This window comes from Micromonospora sp. NBC_00362 (assembly GCF_026342155.1).
GTDB classification, from domain to species: domain Bacteria; phylum Actinomycetota; class Actinomycetes; order Mycobacteriales; family Micromonosporaceae; genus Micromonospora; species Micromonospora hortensis.
In genome coordinates this window covers 6,059,510-6,080,759 of record NZ_JAPENH010000001.1, presented here as the reverse complement: position 1 = coordinate 6,080,759, position 21,250 = coordinate 6,059,510, and the positions used below count along the sequence as shown (strand labels likewise).

The window sequence follows — 21,250 nt, the reverse complement described above, 5'->3', positions numbered from 1 at the left end:
GCTGCTCCCCGGTGCCCCGTCGCCACCCTTTGCTCTGCACCTACATATGCACCGGGGCCTCTTCGGCGGGTGTCGCCTCGGCGGGTGTCGCCTCGGCGGGTGCAGAGCAAAGGGTGCGGGCAGGGTCGTATTCGGTGGCCGCGGCGGCACGCAGGAACTCGATCGACCGGGCCGCCACGGCGGGTGCGGCGTGCGAGTCGCGGGGCAACTCGACGGCGACCAGGCCGCGGTAGCCGGCGTCGCGCAGCGCGGCCAGCACCGGCGGGAAGTCGATCTCGCCGACGCCGAACTCCAGGTGCTCGTGCACGCCTCGGCGCATGTCGTCTATCTGCACGTTGACCAGGTGGTCGGCCACCTCGGCGACGCACTGCGGCACCGGCCAGGGCTCCAGGCACCGGCAGTGGCCGATGTCGAGGGTGATGCCGAACCGGGCCGGATTGTCGAGTGCGGCGTACAGCCGACGCCAGTCGGCGATGTCCTGCACCAGCATGCCCGGCTCCGGTTCGAAGCCGAGTGTGACGCCAGCGGTGTCGGCCGCGTCGACCACCGTGGCGCAGCCGGCCACCAGCCGGTCCCAGGCGCACTGCTGTGACACCGCCTCGGGTCGAACACCGGCCCAGAACGAGACCGCCTCCGCGCCCAGGTCGGCGCCGATCCGCACGGCCCGGCGTAGGAACTCGATCCGCCGGGTCGGGTCGTCGTGCAGCAACGTCGGTGCGTGCTTCTGCCACGGGTCGAGCAGGTAGCGGGCACCGGTCTCGATGACCACCGCCAGGCCCAGCGACTCCAACCGTCGACCGACGGCGGCGACCCGGCGGGTGAGCCCGGGCGCGAACGGGTCCAGGTGGTCGTGGTCCAGGGTGAGCGCCACCCCGTCGTAGCCGAGGTCGGCGATGACGGCGAGCGCGTCGTCGAGGCGGTGGTTGGCGAAGCCGTTCGTGCCGTACCCGAGGCGCAGCGTGGTGGCGTCGGCGGCCGACGCACCGGGCCGGGGCTCGGGGACGCTCATGTCGGGGAGACCTTCCGGGCCAGCCGTCGACCCAGCGGCGCGGCCGCCGCGACGGCCACCCCGAGCAGACCCGCTCCACCCCGTGCGGTGAGAGCGCCCTGGAGGGCCGGCAACCCGGTGATCCCGGCGCCGACGGCAGCGCGGACCCGCCCCGCCGACGGGTCCCGGACGACCTCGGCCTGGGCCGCGCCGTACCGGGCGGCGTACCAACCGGCCAGCACTGCGGGCAGCACCGCCGCGATGGTGGCCGACCGGCTGCGACCCGTGCGCGCACCGGTCTCGTCGACGGTGTCGGCCCGGTCGGTGGCCCCGGCCTGGTTCGTCGTGCGGAGGGCCGCGCGTCGGGCGCCCGGCACGGCGACGGCGGCACTGACGGCGACCAACGCGGTGCCAGCGAGGGTCCGCATCGGCAGGGTGGCGTCGGCGCCGGTGACCTCCCGGCGGGACAGCGCGGTGACCGTCCAGGTGTGCGCGGCGACGGTGGCCGCCGCCGGCAACGCCCGGGTCATCCGGCCGCCGGACGCGCCGAGCAGCACGTCCAACCCTCGGCAGGCGGCCATCACGGCCGGGCCGGCCGCGGTGTTCTTGGCCAGCAGGTCGTACCCCCAGATGGTGGCGGCCAGCGGCACGGCCAGCGCGACGGCGCGGCGACCGCCCGCGGCGGCGGCCAGGCCCACGCCAGCGGCCGTGAGGCCCGCCGCGAGACCGACAGCGGCGGCCGGGGTGACCCGCCCGCTCGGGATCGGCCGCTCGGGCCGCTCCTCGGCGTCCAGACGCCGGTCGGCCCAGTCGTTGGCGGCCATGCCGGCCCAGTAGAGCAGCACCGAAGCGCCGGCCAGGGCGGGGGTACGCGGGCTCAACGCGCCGGCCGCCGCGGCCCCGGCGATCACGTCACCGGGCACCGAGAGCGCGGCCGGGGCCCGGACCAGCTCGGCCAGATCAGCCAACGTTGTCATGGTCACCGTCTCCGCCGTCGTTCAGTTGCCGGGTGAAGGCGGTCAGCCGGGCCCACTGCTCGCCCAGCGAGTGGGTGGGCGTGCCCAGCGGGTCCTTGAAGAAGAAGCCCAGGTCGGCCAGCGGCCCCACCTGCCCGGCGGCGTGTGCGGCGGCGGTGAGTCGGGCCAGGTCGAGGACCAGCGGCGCGGCCAGCGCCGAGTCACAGCCGTGCCAGGTGAACTCCATCCGCATGCCGGTGCCGAGGAATCCGCTGAAGGTGATCAGATCCCAGGCGGTCTTGAAGTCGCCCAGCTCCTCGACGTACTCGATGCGGGTGCCGCCCTGCGGGACGTAGCCCAGCGTCTCGCCGAGCACCCGCTGCTTGCTCTGCACCTTGGCCGCGTTCGCGGCCGGGTCGGCGAGGGTGGCGCCGTCGCCACCGCCGAGCAGGTTGACCCCGGACCAGGAGCCCACGGCCAGGTTGCGCATCGCGAACATCGGCGCGAGCACCGACTTGACCAGGGTTTCCCCGGTCTTGCCGTCGTGCCCGGCGTACGGCAGTCGGGCCTCCTCGGCCAGCGCGGCCAGCGCCGGCAGCCGCAGCCCGGTGGACGGGGTGAAGTCGACGTACGGGCAGCCGGCGAGCACTGCGGCGTACGCGTAGAGGGAGCTGACCGGCAGCACCTCGTCCGGGCCGTCGAGGGCGGCGCGTAGCGCGGCCGGGTCGGCGTGCGCGGGGTGCGGGTCAGGGGCCGGCTCGGTGGCGGACACGTTGACCACCACCACCCGGTCCAGGTCGTGCCGCTCGCGGAAGCTGGTCAGGTCGCGGACCACGGCCTCGGCCCGGTCTGCCTGGGTGTCACCGACCGGCGCGGGGCGCAGTTCCTGCTCGACCACGCCCAGCTCGTCGCGGAGCGCGGCGACCAGTCGCCAGGGGATGACACCGGCGTCGGCGAGGGCCTCGGCGCGCTTGCACAGCGGAGTGGTGGCCAGGTCGTGTCCGCCGAAGACCAGATCGGCGAAGGCCGGCAGGGCCGGGCCGCGTAGCTCGGGAAGCTCGGTGACGCAGCCGGTCGGCCCGGCCAGGCCGGCCCGCAGCGCGAGCCCCCCGACGATGCTGGTGGTCGCGACGGAACCGCGCGCTCCTACCAGCCAGACACCTGTTCGCATGGTGCTCCTTCCCCATTCACGAGGAACCGTCGGTACCGCTAAATATAGGAATATCAGAATATGTTTCGGAAAGATACGGCCCAGTTTCGGAAAGTTTCGGGCCGGGTGGATGGGCCCCGTCCGCCCGCCCCACACCGGAACAGCACCGGCTTCCGACGTCGGCGTCGGCGGCGACGACGCCGGACCGGATCCCGGCAGGTGCGAGCAGACGGGGCTGGTAGGCAGGGTCGGGTCGGCGTCTCGACCCTGCCTCCCCCGCATCCGGCCGGTCGGGGCATGGGCATGCCCCGGCCGGGCGTCTCAGGCCGCCGCGACGGGCGGTGCTATCAGGTGCTCCGGAACTTTCCCGGTGGTGGCGGTCCTCCGGTGCGGCCGGGGAATCCCGGTCCGGTCGCACCGGACGACCGTCCTGCTCGTGCGCCACCGGGCCGTGAGGCCCGGCTGCACGCTCTCCGAAGCCGACCTCTGTCCCGGCCACGGGGCGCAATCCGTGGCTGGTCCCTCGCCGGTCGACTTCGGAAAGCCGGTCGGGCGATGGCGGTGCGAACACCGCCGTCGCGGATGGTCAATGGTCAGACGGCCGCCGCTGTCAGCGTCGGTTCCACCTCGGCCCAGGAGGAGCCGAGCTCCGCCGAGCGGGCCACCGCGTCCAGCACCAGCTGGACCTGCAACGCGTCGGCGAAGGAGGGAGTCGGGTCGACACCGGTGGCGACCGCCTCGATGAAATCGCGCATCTCGTGCGTGAACGAGTGCTCGTAGCCGATGATGTGGCCCGGGGGCCACCACGCCGACATGTACGGGTGCTCGCCCTCGGTCACCAGGATGCGGCTGAAGCCCTGCTCCACGGCCGGGCGGGTCGCGTCGTAGAACTCCAACTCGTTGAGTCGCTCCAGGTCGAAGACCACGCTGCCCAGCGAGCCGTTGATCTCGACGCGCAGCGCGTTCTTACGGCCGGTCGCGAACCGACTCGCCTCGTACGTGGCCAGGGCGCCACCGTCGAGCCGCGCCACGAAGACCGCGGCGTCGTCGACGGTGACAGTCCCGGTGGGCGCCGTGTGGCCGTCCACCGAGGCCGCCAGACCGCTCGACTCGGCCGGCAACGGCCGCTCCTTGACGAAGGTCTCGGTGACCGCGCTGACGCCGCTGATCCGCTGACCCGTGACGAACTGGGTCAGGTCGATGATGTGCGCGCCGATGTCACCGAGCGCGCCGGAGCCCGCCCTGTCCTTCTGCAACCGCCAGACCAGCGGGAACTGCGGGTCCACGATCCAGTCCTGCAGGTACGTCGCACGGACGTGTCGAATCACCCCGAGCCGTCCGTCGGCGACCAACTGGCGCATCATCGTGACCGCGGGGACCCGGCGGTAGTTGAACCCGCACATCGATCGCACTCCGGAGGCCCGGGCGACGTCCGCCGCAGCGGTCATCGCCCGTGCCTCCTCCACCGAGTTGGCCAATGGCTTTTCGCACAGAACGTGCTTGCCTGCGGCCAACGCGGCGAGAGCGATCTCGGCGTGACTGTCGCCCGGGGTGCAGATGTCGACAACGTCGATGTCGTCCCGGTTGATCAGGTCGCGCCAGTCGGTGGTGTACGCGTCCCAGCCGAGTGTGTCGGCGGCGTCAGCCACCTTCGCTGTGTCTCGGCCGCAGATCAACGCCATCCGGGCCCGCGCCGGCAGGTCGAAGACACGGTTCACGGTGCGCCACGCCTGTGAGTGCGCGGCGCCCATGAACGCGTAGCCGACCATGCCGACCCGCAGTTCTTTGTCTGTCGTGGACAAGGTGGGTCTCCCCCCGGTATGTCAGAACCCGAGCTTGTCGTAGCTGCTCGCGTTCTCCTTGGTGATCGTCTCCGAGGCCAGGGTCACTTCCTTGGGCACCTGCAGCTCCGTCAGGTCGCCCAGGCCCCGACCCTGCGCGATGAGCCGCGCGAGCGAGACCGCCGAGGAGGCCATCGACGGGTTGTAGGTGACAGTGGCCTTCAGCACGGTGTTGTCGGCCTTGATGGCGTCGATCGCGAGCTTGGAGCCCGCGCCGCCGACCATGAAGAACTCCGACCGGTTGGCCTGCTTGATGGCCGCGAGCACACCGATGCCCTGGTCGTCGTCGTGGTTCCAGATGGCGTCGATCTTCGGCAGCGCCTGGAGCAGCTGGGACGCCTCACGCTGACCGCTGTCCGAGGTGAACTCGGCCGAACGTCGGTTCCGCACCGTGAACCCGTAGGTCGCCAGGGCGGCCTTGAACCCCTCGCTGCGCTCGACGGTCAGCGGGATCTCCAGGCCGGCGATCTCACCGATGACCGGGTTGGCGACGCCCTTGTCCTTGAGGATCTTGCCGATGTAGTGCCCGGCCGAGACGCCCATGCCGTAGTTGTCGCCCTTGATGACCAGCCGCGAGGCCAGCGCGTCGGGGAACGCCCGGTCGAGGTTCACGATCGGGATGCCCGCCTGCATCGCCTGGAGGGCAACGGCGTTGACCTCCTTGCCGTCGTGCGGCAGCACGACGATGATGTCCGGCTTCTGGGCGATCAGGGTGCCGAGCGTGGAGCGCTGGGCCTCGGAGTTCGACCCGCCGTCGACCTCCTTGAACTCCACGTCCGAGTAGGCAGCGGCCTGGGCCTTGGCGTTGGCGTGGATCGCGCCCATCCAGCCGTGGTCGGCGGCCGGGGCGGAGAAGCCGATGACGACCTTCTTGCCCGGGGCGTTGTTGCCTTCGGTGTTTCCGGCGGCCTTGGTCTGGGTGCTGGCGGCCGGGGTCTCGTTGCTGGTGCAGGCAGTGAGAAGGGTGGCAGCGCCCACTGCGGCTCCACCGAAGAGCAACCGGCGGCGCGACAGGTCGCGACTGTGCTGGGTCATGAATGACCTCCTGGGAGCGGGATTTGACCTATTGAGGGTGTGCGAGGCCCGGCCAGCGTCGAACGTTCTCGACGTCGCCAGGACAACGGTGCGGTGCGTCAGGTTGCGGTGGTGACCCTGTTCCGCGCGAGGAGCCGAGTGACTGACTTGAACTGGAACTGCTGGACCAGGACGGCGGCGACGATGATGCCGCCCTTGACCATGTTCTGCGCCTCGATGGAGAGGCCGTTGATGGCGAAGAGGTTCGTGATGGTGGCGAAGATGATGACGCCGAGCAGCGAGCCGACGATCGTGCCCCGGCCGCCGCTGAGCAGCGTCCCGCCGATGATCGCCGCGGCGATCGCGTCCAACTCGTACAGGTTGGCCATCGCCGCCTGCGCCGAGGTCGCCTGCGAGGTGAGCATGATGGCGGCGATACCGCAGCAGAGACCGGAGAGCGCGTAGAGCAGCATGGTGTGTCGCCGGACGTTGATGCCCGCCAGCCGGGCCGCCTCCGGGTTGCCACCGACGGCGATGGTCCGCCGGCCGAAGGTCGTGCGGTTGAGCACCACCCAACCGGCCAGCACGACAGCGCCGAGGATGTAGACCAGGATCGGGATCCCGATCACCTTGCGCGCGGCGATGTCGTTGATGAAGGTGCTGCTCGACACCTGGGTCTGCTTGTTGGAGATCGACGCCGCGAGCCCTCGCGCGGCCACCAGCATCGCGAGCGTCGCGATGAAGGGCACCAGCCGCCCGTACGAGATGAGCACACCGTTGACGAGGCCGACGCAGATGCCGACAGCGAGGGCGGCGAAGATCATGCCGCCGGCGCCGTAGCTCTGGGTGGCCACTGTGGTGCACCAGACCCCGGCCAGTGCGACGATCGCGCCGACCGACAGGTCGATGCCGCCACCGATGATCACGAAGGTCATCCCGACGGTGACCACGCCGACGACCGAGGCCAACTGGAGAATGGCCAGGACGTTGTTCCAGACCCAGTTCGGGTCGCCGTACAGGTCGGGCTTGGTGACCGCGCCGACCACGATGAGCGCGGCCAGCACCCCGATCAGACCGAGGTTGCGCTTGGCGCCGTCGCCACCGTCACCGCGCCACCAGGAGAGCTTGCCCCCGGATCCTGCCTTGTTATTGGCCACCGCCGTCTCCGCCGGGTCCACCGGCGGCGACTGCGCCGGAAGCTGCGGGCGCTCCGGTGTCGCGGTGGGAGTGGGAGTCGCGTCGCTCATGCCGGTGCGCCTTCCATCAAGGACCCCGCCATCACGAGGTCAAGCACAGTGTTCTCGTCGAGTTCGCCGGCCGCGGCTTCGCGGACGACCCGCCCTTCCCGCATCACCAGCACCCGGTCGGCCAGACCCAGCACCTCGGGCACCTCGCTGGAGACCAGCAGCACCCCCACGCCCTGAGCGGCCAATGCCCGGATGACCTGGTAGAGCTCGGCCCGGGCGCCCACGTCCACGCCCCGGGTCGGCTCGTCGAGAAGCAGCAACTTGGTGCCGCCGAGCAGCCAACGCCCGACCACCACCTTCTGCTGGTTTCCGCCGGACAGCGTGCGTACCGGCCGGTCGACGTCCCGGGGCCGCAGCTCCAGGGTCTCCGCGATCCGGTCCGCCTCGGCGCGTTCCTTGGCGGCGTTGGTGAAGCCGAGCCGCGCGTACCGGCCGAAGGTGGCCAGCGTGACGTTGCGGTAGATCGGCTCGCCGAGCAGCAGCGCCTGGCTCTTGCGTTCCTCCGGGGCCATTCCCATGCCGGCGCGAACCGCCGCGCCGACGCCGGGCCGGAGGACCTTCCCGTCCATCTGCACGGTGCCGGCCTCCGGGAGGCGGGCACCGTAGATCGTCTCCAGCAGCTCGGAGCGACCGGAGCCGACCAGCCCCGCGATGCCCACGATCTCTCCGGCACGCACGTTCAGCGACACGTCGGCGAATTCGCCCGTGCGGGTCAACCCCTGCACCTGGAGCAGGTCGGCGCCCGCGGTGTCGTCGGTCGGCCGGTCCGGGAAGACGTACTCGATGGTGCGGCCGGTCATCCGGCTCACCAGGTCGCGGGTCGGGGTGTCGCGCGCCGGCAGGTTCGCCGCCGTGGTCCGGCCGTCCTTGAGGACGGTGACCCGGTCGCCGATCTCGCGGATCTCCTCCAAGCGGTGGGAGATGTAGATGACGGCGATGCCCTGCGCGGTCAGCTCTCGGATGATCCGGAACAGGTTGCCGACCTCGTCGTGGGCCAGCACCGCGCTCGGCTCGTCCATGATGATCAGTCGGGCCTCGTGTGACAGCGCCCGCGCCATGCTGACGATCTGCTTGCCGGCCGCCGGCAGGGACCGGACCATCCGCCCCGGCGGAATCTCACCGTGGCCGAGCCGGCCGAGGATCTGCCGGGTGTGCCGGGCCATCCGGCCGCGCCGGACGAAACCGAAGTTGCGGTACTCGTGCCCGAGGAACGCGTTCTCCGCCACCGACAGATCCTCGACGAGGTCGAGCTCCTGGTAGATCGTGGCGATGCCCGCCTTCATGGCGGCCTGCGGGTTGGCGAACGTGGCCGGCTCACCGCGCCACTCCACCTGCCCGGAATCCGGTTGGTGCACCCCGGCGAGCACCTTGATGAGGGTGGACTTGCCGGCGCCGTTCTGCCCGAGCAGGCAGTGCACCTCGCCGGCACGCACCTCCAGCTGCACGCCGTCGAGCGCGCGTACGCCGGGGAAGGTCTTCACCAGATCGGTGAGGCGCAGGACCACCTCGCCCGCGACGGTGTCGGCGGGAGCCTCGACCAGCGGCGCCTCGGCGACGGCCTCGGCCGACGCGGTGGCGGGGTCATCCTCGGGCAGAGCCACAGTCTCCTCCTCGCTCACGACGGAATCTCGAACAGCTTCATGCGGCTTCCCCGAAGGCGACGTCGCTCGCGAGGACCGCCGCGCCGGTGACACCGGCGCGGCCGCCCAGCTCGGACAGGACGACGGGAAGGTTGCCGGTCGCCAGCGGCAGTGACCGGCGGTAGACCACACTGCGGATCTCGGCGAGCAGGATGTGGCCCAGCTGGGCCAGCCCTCCGCCGATCACGATCATGGAAGGGTTGGTGAAGCTGACCAGGCCGGCGAGCACTCCGCCGACGCGCCGTCCGCCGTCCCGGATCAACTGGATGCAGGTCACGTCGCCCTCGACAGCGCCCTCGGCGACGTCCAGCGCGGTGACGACACCGCGCAGCGCCAGCCGTTCGGCCAGCGCCGGCGACGTCCCACTGCGGGCGGCGGCCGCGGCGTCCTTGGCCAGCGCGGCGCCGCTGAACAGCGCCTCCAGGCAACCGACGTTGCCGCAGGAGCACATCGGACCGTGCGAGTCGACCTGGATGTGGCCGATGTCGCCGGCACAGCCGTCGGTGCCCCGGTAGACCTCGCCGGTGAGGTAGATGCCGCACCCGATGCCGGTGCCGATTTTCACGAAGAGGAAGTCGTCCACCGAGTGGGCGACCCCACCGTGCCGCTCGCCGATCGCCATGATGTTGACGTCGTTGTCGACCACCGCCGGGCAGCCGTGCTCCCGGCTGAGCAGCTCACGCACCGGGAACCGGTCCCAGCCCGGCATGATCGGTGGTGACACCGGAACGCCGTCGCGGAAGCTGACCGGGCCGGGTACGCCGATGCCGACCGCGTCCAGTCGCTCGTACGCGCCGTCGACCCGGGCCTTGTGCAGAAGTTCGTTGACCCGTTGCAGGGTCACCTTCGGGCCGTTGCGGATGTCGGCAGTCTCGGCGTAGTGGGCCACCGGTTCGAGGCGGCCGTTGACCACCTCGACGTCCATCGAACTGGCACCGAGGTCGACGGCGGCGAAGCGCAGCTTCGGGTTCAGCTCGACGAGAGTCGAGCGACGCCCACCTCGGGATGCGGCGAGCCCGGCCTCGGCCACATAACCCAGCGTCACCAGGCGGTCCAGCTCGGCCAGCATGCGCGGACGCGGCATCTGGAGCCGGTCGCCCAGCTCGGCCCGGGACACGGCGCCCTCGTCGCGGAGCAGCCGCAACAGGCGCACGTGTAGGGGGTCGACGGTGCGCACCCGGGTCCCCCTCTACTTTGGCAGCGTTCACATCGACGCAATGTCGATGTGTTGTGTCCGACACAGTAAGAGCGGTCGCATCGCCTGTCCAGAGCTTCGGCTGTTCCGACGCTAACTTTTGCTCAAACGGACAGAAGTTTCGGTCGCGCTTGCGCGGGGATGGGCCGGCTTCGCTGTGAACCGTCGTCGTACCGGCACCCACCGACCGGGTGAGCCCGCCCCGACCCCACCGCGGCGACGCCGACCTCCACGCGCTCCCGACCGAGGTGCGTCGGCGCCCATCGGCCCACCATCGGTGTCAATCGGTATCGATGCGCTCAAGCAGCGATTACGCCACCGAGACGGACGTCCGCAGCCCACCCGAATCGTCCGCGCCACCGTCTCCGCAATTGCAAAGGACGTTGACAGTCGTCTACATGGTCGTTAACGTTCCTGGGCATCGCCAGCTACGGGGCGAGTCGCGCACCGCAATTCTCCAATCGCGATGACCTTCCGTTCTGGCGTGCCCGAACACCCCGACGGGAAGGACCCCAATGAATCGACCGACGCGCTTTGTCGCGGCCGTGTCCGCAGTAGCGTTCGTCGCGCTATTCTCCCCATCGGCAGCCCAGGCGGCGCCGTCCTCGACCAGCTCCGACGTCGCCGTTGTGGCCGCGGCACCCGTCCGGCAGGCCGCTTCCAGCGCTGCTGAGGGTGACTTCGGCACCCTCGGGAACTGCACCGCGGGGATCTTCTGCGGCGAGGTGAAGAACCGGCTCGGCCGATCCATCAAGCTCTCGGGAAACTGGCCGACCAACAGCAAGACGATGTGGCTGCCGGCTGGCCAGGGCAGCGCATCCGACTCGAGGTACTACTACGAATTCCGGGACACCGACGGATTCCAGGTGCCCAGCGGTTACATTTACTACGACAGCGTGGGTAACAAATATTACCCCGGTTGGCACAAGGTGAACGACCTGCAGGTAGTCACGCTAAACGGCTGGTGCCTCACCACAGCCTGTAGCTGACGGTCGGATCCACAATAGGCGCGTCAGGGGCTGCCGGGCCGGCACGGGTCCGGCAGCCACTGACGCGTCGCCTCAACCGACCGAACCGCGCTGGTTGCGCTTCTTCTTGAGCTTGCGGTCGTCGCGCAGCTCGACGTACGGCTCGTCGTCCACCGCGTGACCGGCCGAGATGGCGCGGCCACGCTCCAGCTCGGCGTCGAACTCCGCGCCCAGCAGGATCGCGATGTTGCTCAGCCAGAGCCACACCAGGAAGATGATCACCCCGGCCAGGGTCCCGTACGTCTTGTCGTACGAACCGAAGTTGCTCACGTAGAAGGCGAACAGGCCGGAGATCACCAGCCAGATCACCACGGCCAACACCCCGCCCGGGCTGACCCAGCGGAAGCCGCCGTGCCGCGCGTTCGGCGAGGCCCAGTAGAGGATCGCGAACATCAGGCTGACCAGGATCAGCAGCACCGGCCACTTCGCGATGTCCCACACCGCTACCGCCGTCGAGCCGAGCCCGATCACGTCACCGACCGACTCGGCGAGGCGGCCGGTGAAGACCACGATCACCGCGCAGACCAGCAGCAGCACGCCGATCACCGCTGTCACACCGGCCCGGATCGGCAGCGTCTTCCAGATCGGCCGGCCTTCCGGCACGTCGTAGATCGTGTTTGACGCACGCATGAACGCACCGATGTAGCCGGACGCGGACCAGAACGCGGCCACCAGACCGATGATCGCCGCGATGCTGGCCAGGCCGCCGTTCTGCTGGGCGGTATTGATCGCGCCCTCGATGATCTGCTGAATGCTGTCGTTCGGCACGGCCTGGTTGACGGTGTCCTTGACGCCCTCGGTGGCGCTCTCGCCGAGCAGGCCGAGCAGGGAGATCAGCACCAGCAGCCCGGGGAAGATGGACAGCACCCCGTAGTAGGTCAGTGCCGCCGCCCAGTCGGTCAGGCTGTCGTCCTGGAATTCGGTGATCGTCCGGCGCATCGCCGCCTTCCAGCCACTGCCGGGCAGGTCGGTGGGGCTGTCCGGGCCCGCGTCGGGCCCGACCGGCGTGGTGGCCGGATCACGCTCACGCTGGGCGGAAGACTCGTCCGAGGCCATCGCCCCTCCTCCTGGTCGGCGGTGTCACCTCCGGACATGCCCCGTCGACGGGCGCGGATAACCCCTACTTGTAGAGCAACCTCGCCATTCGACGGGAGGCCACCAGCAAGCCGACCGCCATCATCGCCAGCAGGTAGATCACGTCGAGCAGCCAGAGCCAGCCATCACCGCCCAGCGCGAGCCTGCGGATCAGGTGCACCGACCGGTACAGCGGGGTGACCTCGACGAGCCAGTGCAGCACTGTCGGGTAGGCCTGCGCCGGAACGAAGGTGCCGGAGAAGAGGAAGAGCGTGAACTGCGCGGAGGCCATCAGGTCGAAATCCTGCCAACTGCGCATGAAGGTGGAGATCGCCATGCCGAGCGCACCGAACGCGAAGCCGACAAGCACCGCGGCCGGGAAGGCGGTCAGCGCGCGGGTGACGCTTGTCAACTCCAGCGCGACCATCACACCGAGGAACGCCGCCGAGTAGGCGCTCCCCCGCAGCATCGCCCAACCCAACTCGCCCACGGCGATCTCGAACGGCCGTACCGGGGTGGCGATCACCCCGTCGTACAGCTTCATGTACTTCATCTTGCCGAAGAAGTTGAATGTGGTCTCCGAGATCGCCCCGGTCATCGCCGAGGAGGCGAGCATCGCCGGGGCCACGAACTCGGCGTACGAGACCAGCCGCCCGCCGGGCAACGGCAGGTCGCCGACCAGCGCGCCGACGCCCACCCCGATGGACAGCAGGTAGAGCAGCGGCTCCACGAAGCCGGAGAGCAGCAGCAGCCAGTAGGCCGGCTTCAGCGCCGCGACGTTGCGCTCGAACACCGACGCCGACCGCCGGGACGCGGCGGAGACGTCGACCAGCCGGGGCAGGATCAGCGTGACCACGGCACCCTCTCTGCTTGCTCTTCGGGTTGCTGTTCAGGGGACGGGTCGCTGTTCAGACGACGAGCTTGCGACGGAACGCGCGCACCGCCAGCAACCAGCCGGCGACCGCCCAGGCGGCCAGGTAGAGCAGGTGCCCGACGATCGACCACTGTGGGGCGACGCCGAGCGTGGCCGCGCGGCACAGGTCCACGCCGTGCCACAACGGCGTCACGTACGCCAGCCACCGCAGCGCGTCGGGCAACGACTCGACCGGGAAGAACACCCCGGCGAAGAGCGTCATCGGGATGACCGCGAACCGGAACAGCATCGCGAGCCAGTTGTCGCTCGACACCGACGCGGCGTACGCGAAGGTCGGCGCGGCGACGGCCAGCCCGAGCAACGCCACCACCGGCAGGGTGACCACCGCCCACGGCGACCGCAACGCCCCGAACAGCCCGGTGACCAGCAGGAACGCCACGATAGTGGTGAGCACCCGGAACAGCACGAAGGCCAGGTGCCCGGCCACGATGTCACTGACCCGCAGCGGTGACGCGCCCTGCGCGAAGTAGGTCTTGACCCATTGGAAGTTGCTGAACACCGGCCAGGTCGAGTCACCGACTGTCACCTGGAGCGCTGTCGAGGCGATCAGCCCCGGGACCAGCCAGTCGAGGTAACGCACCCCACCGACGCCCTGGTCGATGTAGGCGCCGACGCCGAACCCAAAGCCGAGGACGGTCAGGACCGGCAGCAGGAACGAGGAGAACACCCCGGCCCGCCAGGTGCGCCGCAGACCCACCAGGTAGTGCTCGAACACCGCGTACGCCGGCACCCATGGGAACCGCGCCGATCCCGCCACACTCACCCGATCACCCCGCCCACCGCGCCGACCACCACGACCTGTCTACCCCCGGGGTACGACAGACCGCCGGTCACCCTACGACGACCCCGCCGACGTGTCGCCCCGGTTTCCCCGCGCCGCCCTGGTTTCGCGGCGTCGCCCGGTCGCGGCGTCGCCCGGTCGCGGCGTCGCCCGGTCGCGGCGTCGCCCGGTCGCGGCGTCGCCCGGTCGCGGCGTCGCCCGGTCGCGGCGTCGCCCGGTCGCGGCGTCGCCCGGTCGCGGCGTCGCCCGGTCGCGGCGTCGCCCGGTCGCGGCGTCGCCCGGTCGCGGCGTCGCCCGGTCGCGGCGTCGCCCGGTCGCGGCGTCGCCCGGTCGCGGCGTCGCCCGGTCGCGGCGTCGCCCGGTCGCGGCGTCGCCCGGTCGCGGCGTCGCCCGGTCGCGGCGTCGCCCGGTCGCGGCGTCGCCCGGTCGCGGCGTCGCCCGGTCGCGGCGGCGCCCGGGCGCGGCGTCGCCCGGTCGCGGCGTCGCCCGGTCGCGGCGTCGCCCGGTCGCGGCGTCGCCCGGTCGCGGCGTCGCCCGGTCGCGGCGTCGCCCGGTCGCGGCGTCGCCCGGTCGCGGCGTCGCCCGGTCGCGGCGTCGCCCGGTCGCGGCGTCGCCCGGTCGCGGCGTCGCCCGGTCGCGGCGTCGCCCGGTCGCGGCGTCGCCCGGTCGCGGCGTCGCCCGGTCGCGGCGTCGCCCTTGATCGACTCGGCTTCCTGAAAGTCGCGGTGTCGGAGCCGCCCCAACGGCCCGACTTCCTGAAGACCGAGTTGATCTAGACGCGTGGCCGCTATCTACCGGCCAACGGCGTCGGACTTCACGAACGTGCGCCACGCGTCGGGCGGAAAGACCAGCGCGGGGCCGGTCGGGTCCTTGGAGTCGCGGACGGCCACCAGCCCAGGCAGGTTGCTGGCAACCTCCACGCAGTTGCCGCCATCCGGGCCGCTACGAATGCTCTTGCGCCACCGGGCACCGGTTAAATCCATGTCTCCGCCACTTCCGCCATGAGATCGAGGGACTGCCCGTGCGATAGTGCCTCACCCCGGATCGACTCCCACACCTCGACCATCTGACGGACGTAATCGGCGCGGTCGATGACCTGCCCGTGACGCTGTCCAGCGAGGTAGACAAGGTCCTCCCCCTGCGACAAGCTTGCGATCACGAACGGCCCTCCGAGCCCAGCGTAAGCACCGGCGGGAGTCGGCACTACCTGGATTCGGACCCTCGGGAACGCCGTGCCGAGCTTCACGAGGTGCTGAACTTGCTCGCGCATGACTTCCGGCCCACCGACAGATCGGCGCAGCACGTGCTCGTCGATCACGGCAGTGAGCAGCGGAGGCCGGTCTCGGGTGAGCAGTCTCTGACGGTCCAGCCGGGTTGCCACCTGCTGCTCGACCTCGTCCGCCGCGAACAAGCCGCCACCGGTCAGTAGCGCGCGGGCGTACCCCTCGGTCTGCAAGAGTCCTGGCACACACAGCGGCTCGAACGAGCGCAGCGCTGTGGTTTCCTGCTCGATGCCGGCCCAGTCGCGGAACCACGGCACCACTGCCTCCCGGCTGATCCGCCGCTGGATGCGTTCGAACCGCCCGTCGGCTGCGAACACCGCGTCACACCGGCGGGCGAAGTCCAGACTTGGCCGGCGCTCGGATGTCTCCACCTTGGCGACAAGCGCCCCGGAATAGCTCAACGCCTCGGCCAGCGCGGCCTGTGACATCCCGTTGGCGGCCCGGGCCAGTCGCAACTCCTCGGCGAAGTGCTCCAGCATGGACGAACTCTCCACGGACACCCTCCGTACATTCCCGTACCGTGCCGGGCCGATCGCCGTACGCGCTGGTCGTCGGCGTGCGGAACCTCCCACCGTAGTCGGGTCTTCACCAGACTGTCACGCAGCGGAACCGCTCACGGGATCCAGACGGCGGGCGGAACCAGGCCGGGAGCGCCCCGTGACCCCCGATCCGGGGCGCTCCCACCCACCCGATGGAGGTTCCCTCGTGCGACTGACAGGGTCGGCTCATCACGGCGGCGGGCTCTGATGCCGCGGTACCGCCCACACGTGGCGGCACGCCCATCCTGGCGCTGCCGGGTCTGCGGCGCGGCGTGGCCCTGCTCGCCGGCCCGCCTGGCGCTGCTGGGCGAGTACCGCGAGGACCGGATCGGCCTGCTCATCTACCTCGCCACGTTGCTGTACGAAGCGACCGGGGACCTCCCCGGCCAGGCCGGTCACGACCGACTGACCGACCGATTCATCACCTGGGCCAGAGCCCGTTGAACGGCGATTCGTTGGCAGCCGGTCAGGCCGGTCGGTACGCGCGGACCAGCGCCTGCACGGCGTAGGCGAGCAGCAGCACTCCCGCGCCGATGCCGACCACCAGGCCGGCCGAGACCGCCGAGGCGAGGCCGGTGACGAGGCCCGCCACCGCCACCAGGCAGAGCGCGGCACCGAGCGGGCGAAGCAACGGATCCCGCAGGAGCGGGGCGAGCGGGAAGAAGTGCAGACCGACCACCAGGCAGACCAGCACCGGAACGTACTCGGACCAGTTGGCCGCGACCAGCACGGCTGCACCCAGCCCGGCGGCGGCGAACTCGGCCACGACGATGAGCAGGTACGGGCGGTCGGCGGCCCGGTCTCGCGGGCTGCCGGCACCCCGCAGGCGGGAGGACAGCACACCGCCCAGCACGGCGGTGAGCAGTGCGACGATGCTGCCCACCACGAGCAGGCCACGCAGCGGTTGCTCCGCCGCCGGCACACTGAACCAGACCATCGCGAAGATGCCCAGGTAGAGGGCGGTCAGCCCGGCCTGACGTCGGTTGGCGATCACCAGATCAGACATGAAACTCCCCCGGTTTACGACAGACCGCCGTCACCCTACGGTCCTGGCTGGTGCTTGATCGACTCGGGTTTCAGGAAGTCGGACTGTCCACTTCGCCGTGTCACCCCGACTTTCCGGAAGCCGAGTGGATCATTCGGGCCGGTCAGTCGACCAGGGTGCGGCCGGTCAGGTGCAGGAAGACGTCCTCCAGGCCGCTGCGCCGGACCAGCACGTTCGCCGGCTGAAGCCCCAACGCGGTGACCTCGGCGACCGCCGCGTCGCCGTCGGGAACGTAGAGCAGGACCCGGTCGGGCAACACCTCGACCCGCTCCCCCAGCCCGTCGAGCTTGCCGGCGAACGGTTCCTGCGACTCGGCGGCGAAGCGCAACTCGACCACCTCACGGGTCGAGTGCTGCTCGATCAGCGCCCGGGGCGAGCCCTCCGCGACGATCCGGCCGCTGTCCATCACCACCAGACGGTCACAGAGCTGCTCGGCCTCGTCCATGTAGTGCGTGGTGAGCACCAACGTGACGCCCTGCTGCTTGAGCCGGAACAGCCGCTCCCACACCAGGTGCCGGGCCTGCGGGTCCAGCCCGGTGGTCGGCTCGTCGAGCAGCACGATCTCCGGATCGTTCACCAGCGCGCGGGCGATGGTCAGCCGACGCTTCATGCCACCGGAGAGCGGCTCGACCTTGCTGTCGGCCCGCTCGGTGAGCTGGACGAAGTCGAGCAGCTCGGCGGCGCGCTCCCGGGCCGCCCGGCGGGAGATGCCGAAGTAGCGGGCGTAGACGGTCAGGTTCTCCCGGACGGTCAACTCCGGATCGAGATTGTCAAGCTGGGGGCACACCCCGAGACGCGCCCGGATCGCCGGCCCGTCAGCCACCGGATCCATGTCGAGGATGCGCAGCTCACCCCCGCTGGGTGGGGAGATGCAGCCGACCATCCGCATGGTCGACGACTTGCCCGCGCCGTTGGGCCCGAGGAAGCCGAACGCCTCACCCTGGCGAACCTCGACGTCGATGCCGTCCACGGCGGTGAAATCGCCGAACCGCTTCACCAGCCCGCGAGCCTGAATCAGTGGTCGCTCCGAAGTCACCGCCCGACCCTAACCGCCGAGTCCGACAGCCCTCCACGCAAATACGCTGGACGTGCCAGGACCTGCGACGCGCACCGCGCAGGGCGACCACGCCCGCGACCCTCCGGTCGCCCCAACCACGGGCGGCGAAACGCCGATCGATGCCCCACCCGTCAGCCAATCGACGTGTATCGTCCTTTTGTGTCGCCCATCAGCTCGCCCGATGGTTCGCCTTCACCTGCCCTACCAGCCAACTCTCCCGCCGGTGGGTCCGCAGCGAGCCCCGACGGCGGGCCACCCCGGCCACGACCGGAAGCCGAGCCGACAGAGCCCGGCGCGAGTAAGCCCGACCCGGGCACGCCCGACCCGGGCACGCCCGACCCGAGCGTCGCCGAGCGGGCGACTCGGGACCTGGCCGCCCAGTTCGAGGACGAGAAACCGGGACGGGTGCTCTCCGGGCCGGCAGGTCGGCTCCTCACCATGGCGGCGCTGGCGGTCGGTGCCCTCGCCCTGTGGCAGGTGTTCCGCCCTCTGTCGCAGGGCAGCAAGTACTACCTGATCATCTTCCTGGCCGGCGTACTCCCGTTGGTCTTCCTCGCCTACCCGGCCGACCTGCGGCTACCGGCCCGCCTGCGCGCCCGTCGACGACGCACCAACCGCGCCGACGCCACCGGCAGCGACAGGCGGATCCCGGCACTGTCGTCGTCGGGGCCCACGGTGACCGACTGGGTCCTGGTCGTCCTGGCGGTCGCGGCCTGTCTCTACCCGGTCCTGCCGATCCAAATCGGCAGCGGTGGCGGCGGCTACAACGCGTTCCTCGACCGGCAGGGCCTGCTGGCGCCGACGGATCTGGTGCTGGGCACCGTCCTGCTGCTCCTGCTGCTCGAAGCGTGTCGACGGACCACCGGTTGGATCCTGCCCGCGGTCTGCCTGCTGTTCCTGGGCTACGGCTACTACGGCGGGTTGTTGCCGCAGTCCTGGCCGGTAGCGCACGCCGGGCTCGACTTCAGTCAGCTTGTCGACGCGTTCTACAACTCCGACAGCGGCTTCTACGGCACGCCACTCGACGTGGCCGCCTCGTACATCGTGCTGTTCACCATCTACGGCGCGGTGCTGGAGTTGTCCGGGGCCGGGCGGTTCTTCGTCGAGCTGTCGGCCGCGGCGTTCCGACGTTCGCGCACCGCCGCCGGCCGGACGGCGGTGGCCTCGGGTTTCCTGCTCGGCACCGTCTCCGGCTCCGGCGCGGCGACGACGGTGAGCATCGGCGCGGTCACCTGGCCGCTGCTGCGCCGCGCCGGCTATCCGCCGGAGCGGGCCGGCGGCATGCTGGCCGCGGCCGGGGTGGGCGCCATCCTCTCCCCGCCGACTCTGGGCGCGGCGGCGTTCATCATCGCCGAGTACCTGGGCGTCTCGTACCTCCAGGTGCTGGGCTGGGCAACGGTACCGACTGTGCTCTACTACCTCGGCATCCTGCTCGCCGTGGAGATCGACGCCCGCCGCTCCGGCGTACGCCCCGTGGTGATCGACGTCGGCTCGCCGTGGCGGCTGCTGGCCCGGTTCGGCTACCACTTCGCCTCGCTGATCGCCATCATCGTGTTCCTCGCGATCGGTGTGTCAGCGACGAGGGCTGTCGTCTTCGCCATCGTGCTCACCGTCGCGTTGTCGTTCCTGGCTCCCAAGAACGAGGACCGCGCGCACCGACTCACCCCGGGCCGGCTGGTGACAGCGCTCGTCACCGGCGTACGAGGCGTCCTCGCCGTCACCGCTGTCTGCGCCGCCGCCGGCATCATCACAGCGACCACGACGAAGACCGGTCTCGGGCCGCAGGCGGCGGCGTTGCTGATCGGTGGGGCGCAGGCGGCCACGTCGGACCCGACGCTGGTGCTGGTGCTCACCGCGCTGCTCGCCGCCGTCGCGCTCAGCCTGCTGGGCCTGGCCGTGCCGGTCACCGCGTCGTTCGTGATCGGTTGGGTGATCGTCGGTCCGGCCCTGCTCGACCTGGGTGTCACCGCGCCGGCGGCGGCGATGTTCGTCTTCTACTTCGCGGTGCTGTCCGAGGTGTCCCCGCCGACAGCGCTCGCCGCGGTGGCCGCCGCGGCGGTCACCGGCGGCCGGCTGGTGCCGACCATGTGGCAGACCCTGCGGTACGCGCTGCCGGCGTACCTGACCCCGATCGCGTTCGTCATCACGCCGGCCGGGCTCGGTCTGCTCGGCATCGGCGGCGTCCAGCGGATCGCCTTCGCCGCCGCAGTCACAGCGCTCAGCGTGGCGGTGCTCGCCGTCGCCGCCGGTGGCTGGCTGCCCGGCGTGGGCCCGGCCGGCGCCCCGGAACGGGTCCTGGGTGCCCTCGCCGGCGTGATTCTGCTCTGGCTCGAACCCGTGCCGGTCACTGTCGGCGTGGCGCTGGCCGTCGTCGCGGCGGCGGGCGTGTTCATCCGACGCGGCGCCGCCAACCGGTCATCGTCCGGATCACCAGCCAATCCTGTGGAGGAACAACTGTGAGACGAATCGACGTACGGCTCGCGGCCGGCCTGAGCGTGCTCGCCCTCGTCACGGTCGGTGCCGCGGGTTGCGGAGGTCAGCAGGGCGGCGCGGCAAAAGACGACACGGCCAGCGAGGTCACCTGCGAGGTGACGAAGGAGACCCGCGTCGGCATCGCCACCGGCAACGCGACAGGCGTCTACTACGTGGTCGGCAACGCCCTGGCCGGGCAGTTGTCCGGGGCGACCGGCGGCAAGCTCACCGGCACCGCCGCCGAGACCGGCGCCTCGGTGCAGAACGTCGAGCAACTGGTCGGTGGCCAGTACGACGTGGCGTTCTCGCTGTTCGACACGGCGGTCAACGCGGTGCAGGGCAAGGGCAGCTTCACCGCGCCGCAGCCGGTGCAGGCGCTGAGCCGCATCTACGACAACTACACCCAGGTGGTGGTCCGCAACGACTCCGGGATCACCTCGGTGGCCGACATGCGGGGCAAGCGGATCTCCACCGGCTCACCGAAGTCCGGCACCGAGGTGATCGCCAACCGGCTGTTGGAGGCCGCCGGCCTCGACCCGGCAACTGACATCCGGGCGCAGCGACTGGACCTGACCAAGACCGTCGAGGGGATCAAGGACGGCAGCGTCGACGGCTTCTTCTGGTCCGGCGGTCTGCCCACCGGGGGCCTCACCGACCTGTTCACCACTGCCGGCGACTCGGTGAAGTTCGTCGACATCTCGCCGTTGCTGCCGAAGATGACAGCGTTGAGCCCCGCCTACCAGGCCGGGACGATCGGCCGGGACGCGTACCGGACGGCAACCGACACCCCGACGATCGTCGTACCCAACGTGTTGTTGGTCCGCAAGGACCTGGACGCCAACGTCGCCTGCGCGATCACCCGGACGGTCTTCGACAAGCGGGACACGCTGGCCCAGGCGAACCCGGCGGCCCGGGGCATCTCGCTGGAGACCGCCCGCAAGACCGACCCGGTGCCGCTGCACCGCGGCGCCGAGAAGGCGCTCAAGGACCTCGGCGCGAACTGACC

General features: G+C 70.8%; 20 protein-coding genes. 4 read left to right on the top strand and 16 right to left on the bottom strand.

Annotation, left to right across the window (positions count from 1 at the left end):
• Nucleotides 1-40: 40 nt before the first annotated feature.
• From OG992_RS28125 to OG992_RS28090, 8 genes are all read right to left on the bottom strand, one after another.
• Entirely contained in the window at nt 41-1,009 is a 969-nt protein-coding gene (locus OG992_RS28125) for a sugar phosphate isomerase/epimerase (protein WP_266304718.1), read from the bottom strand.
• Nucleotides 1,006-1,965, bottom strand: coding sequence for an SCO3242 family prenyltransferase (locus OG992_RS28120; RefSeq protein WP_266304717.1), 960 nt, complete (start codon nt 1,963-1,965; stop codon nt 1,006-1,008). Before OG992_RS28120 ends, OG992_RS28125 begins: the two co-directional genes overlap by 4 nt.
• A complete protein-coding gene (locus OG992_RS28115) occupies nt 1,949-3,115 on the bottom strand; it encodes an inositol-3-phosphate synthase (RefSeq protein WP_266304716.1) in 1,167 nt (388 codons plus the stop codon). Before OG992_RS28115 ends, OG992_RS28120 begins: the two co-directional genes overlap by 17 nt.
• Before the next feature lie 572 nt (nt 3,116-3,687).
• Nucleotides 3,688-4,896 (bottom strand): Gfo/Idh/MocA family protein, encoded by a 1,209-nt coding sequence (locus tag OG992_RS28110; RefSeq protein ID WP_238686901.1) that lies wholly within the window; start codon nt 4,894-4,896, stop codon nt 3,688-3,690.
• A 21-nt stretch (nt 4,897-4,917) separates the two neighbouring features.
• Nucleotides 4,918-5,970 (bottom strand): substrate-binding domain-containing protein, encoded by a 1,053-nt coding sequence (locus OG992_RS28105; protein ID WP_238686900.1) that lies wholly within the window; start codon nt 5,968-5,970, stop codon nt 4,918-4,920.
• 98 nt (nt 5,971-6,068) lie between these two features.
• Nucleotides 6,069-7,196, bottom strand: a complete 1,128-nt coding sequence (locus tag OG992_RS28100; RefSeq protein WP_091408995.1) for an ABC transporter permease — start codon at nt 7,194-7,196, stop codon at nt 6,069-6,071.
• Complete coding sequence (locus tag OG992_RS28095; protein WP_238686947.1) at nt 7,193-8,701, bottom strand: sugar ABC transporter ATP-binding protein; 1,509 nt, start codon at nt 8,699-8,701, stop codon at nt 7,193-7,195. Before OG992_RS28095 ends, OG992_RS28100 begins: the two co-directional genes overlap by 4 nt.
• 133 nt (nt 8,702-8,834) lie before the next feature.
• Entirely contained in the window at nt 8,835-10,013 is a 1,179-nt protein-coding gene (locus OG992_RS28090; RefSeq protein WP_238686898.1) for an ROK family protein, read from the bottom strand.
• Between the two features lie 533 nt (nt 10,014-10,546).
• On the opposite strand from OG992_RS28090, the gene OG992_RS28085 reads away from it, so the two are divergent.
• Complete coding sequence (locus tag OG992_RS28085) at nt 10,547-11,020, top strand: hypothetical protein (protein ID WP_238686897.1); 474 nt, start codon at nt 10,547-10,549, stop codon at nt 11,018-11,020.
• 72 nt (nt 11,021-11,092) lie between these two features.
• Here the strand turns inward: OG992_RS28085 and OG992_RS28080 are convergent, their stop codons facing one another.
• The 6 genes from OG992_RS28080 to OG992_RS28055 form a co-directional block, all read right to left on the bottom strand.
• Nucleotides 11,093-12,115 carry a YihY/virulence factor BrkB family protein gene (locus OG992_RS28080; protein ID WP_266304715.1) on the bottom strand — a complete coding sequence of 341 codons (1,023 nt, stop codon included), beginning with the start codon at nt 12,113-12,115 and terminating at the stop codon, nt 11,093-11,095.
• A 64-nt stretch (nt 12,116-12,179) separates the two neighbouring features.
• Nucleotides 12,180-12,989, bottom strand: coding sequence for an ABC transporter permease (locus tag OG992_RS28075; RefSeq protein WP_266304714.1), 810 nt, complete (start codon nt 12,987-12,989; stop codon nt 12,180-12,182).
• 52 nt (nt 12,990-13,041) lie between these two features.
• On the bottom strand, nt 13,042-13,830 hold the full coding sequence (locus OG992_RS28070) for an ABC transporter permease (protein WP_266304713.1): 789 nt from the start codon (nt 13,828-13,830) through the stop codon (nt 13,042-13,044).
• Complete coding sequence (locus tag OG992_RS28065; protein WP_266304712.1) at nt 13,827-14,591, bottom strand: hypothetical protein; 765 nt, start codon at nt 14,589-14,591, stop codon at nt 13,827-13,829. Before OG992_RS28065 ends, OG992_RS28070 begins: the two co-directional genes overlap by 4 nt.
• Before the next feature lie 48 nt (nt 14,592-14,639).
• Entirely contained in the window at nt 14,640-14,831 is a 192-nt protein-coding gene (locus tag OG992_RS28060; protein WP_266304711.1) for a DUF397 domain-containing protein, read from the bottom strand.
• Entirely contained in the window at nt 14,822-15,610 is a 789-nt protein-coding gene (locus OG992_RS28055; protein WP_266304710.1) for a helix-turn-helix transcriptional regulator, read from the bottom strand. The genes OG992_RS28060 and OG992_RS28055 overlap by 10 nt, the downstream gene beginning before the upstream one ends.
• A 288-nt stretch (nt 15,611-15,898) precedes the next feature.
• Here OG992_RS28055 and OG992_RS28050 point away from each other — a divergent pair, with 288 nt between their 5' ends.
• On the top strand, nt 15,899-16,114 hold the full coding sequence (locus OG992_RS28050) for a flavin reductase (protein ID WP_266304709.1): 216 nt from the start codon (nt 15,899-15,901) through the stop codon (nt 16,112-16,114).
• A 22-nt stretch (nt 16,115-16,136) separates the two neighbouring features.
• On the opposite strand, the gene OG992_RS28045 is transcribed toward OG992_RS28050, so the two are convergent.
• A complete protein-coding gene (locus OG992_RS28045) occupies nt 16,137-16,676 on the bottom strand; it encodes a hypothetical protein (protein ID WP_266304708.1) in 540 nt (179 codons plus the stop codon).
• Nucleotides 16,677-16,818: 142 nt separating this feature from the next.
• Nucleotides 16,819-17,751: an ABC transporter ATP-binding protein gene (locus OG992_RS28040; protein WP_266304707.1), complete on the bottom strand. Its 933-nt coding sequence runs from the start codon at nt 17,749-17,751 to the stop codon at nt 16,819-16,821.
• Nucleotides 17,752-17,931: 180 nt separating this feature from the next.
• Between OG992_RS28040 and OG992_RS28035 the strand changes: the two genes are divergently transcribed.
• Both OG992_RS28035 and OG992_RS28030 read left to right on the top strand, forming a co-directional pair.
• Nucleotides 17,932-20,232 carry a TRAP transporter fused permease subunit gene (locus tag OG992_RS28035; protein WP_266304706.1) on the top strand — a complete coding sequence of 767 codons (2,301 nt, stop codon included), beginning with the start codon at nt 17,932-17,934 and terminating at the stop codon, nt 20,230-20,232.
• The gene (locus OG992_RS28030) at nt 20,229-21,248 is read left to right on the top strand and encodes a TAXI family TRAP transporter solute-binding subunit (RefSeq protein ID WP_238687117.1); all 1,020 of its coding nucleotides are present in this window, start codon (nt 20,229-20,231) and stop codon (nt 21,246-21,248) included. Before OG992_RS28035 ends, OG992_RS28030 begins: the two co-directional genes overlap by 4 nt.
• Nucleotides 21,249-21,250: the final 2 nt, after the last annotated feature.

What these genes read in the sequence shown, in the direction of transcription:
- OG992_RS28125 (WP_266304718.1), bottom strand. Translation starts at nt 1,009, where the DNA reads ATGAGCGTCCCCGAGCCCCGGCCCGGTGCGTCGGCCGCCGACGCCACC.
- OG992_RS28120 (WP_266304717.1), bottom strand. Translation starts at nt 1,965, where the DNA reads ATGACAACGTTGGCTGATCTGGCCGAGCTGGTCCGGGCCCCGGCCGCG.
- OG992_RS28115 (WP_266304716.1), bottom strand. Translation starts at nt 3,115, where the DNA reads ATGCGAACAGGTGTCTGGCTGGTAGGAGCGCGCGGTTCCGTCGCGACC.
- OG992_RS28105 (WP_238686900.1), bottom strand. Translation starts at nt 5,970, where the DNA reads ATGACCCAGCACAGTCGCGACCTGTCGCGCCGCCGGTTGCTCTTCGGT.
- OG992_RS28100 (WP_091408995.1), bottom strand. Translation starts at nt 7,196, where the DNA reads ATGAGCGACGCGACTCCCACTCCCACCGCGACACCGGAGCGCCCGCAG.
- OG992_RS28085 (WP_238686897.1), top strand. Translation starts at nt 10,547, where the DNA reads ATGAATCGACCGACGCGCTTTGTCGCGGCCGTGTCCGCAGTAGCGTTC.
- OG992_RS28080 (WP_266304715.1), bottom strand. Translation starts at nt 12,115, where the DNA reads ATGGCCTCGGACGAGTCTTCCGCCCAGCGTGAGCGTGATCCGGCCACC.
- OG992_RS28060 (WP_266304711.1), bottom strand. Translation starts at nt 14,831, where the DNA reads ATGGATTTAACCGGTGCCCGGTGGCGCAAGAGCATTCGTAGCGGCCCG.
- OG992_RS28055 (WP_266304710.1), bottom strand. Translation starts at nt 15,610, where the DNA reads ATGCTGGAGCACTTCGCCGAGGAGTTGCGACTGGCCCGGGCCGCCAAC.
- OG992_RS28045 (WP_266304708.1), bottom strand. Translation starts at nt 16,676, where the DNA reads ATGTCTGATCTGGTGATCGCCAACCGACGTCAGGCCGGGCTGACCGCC.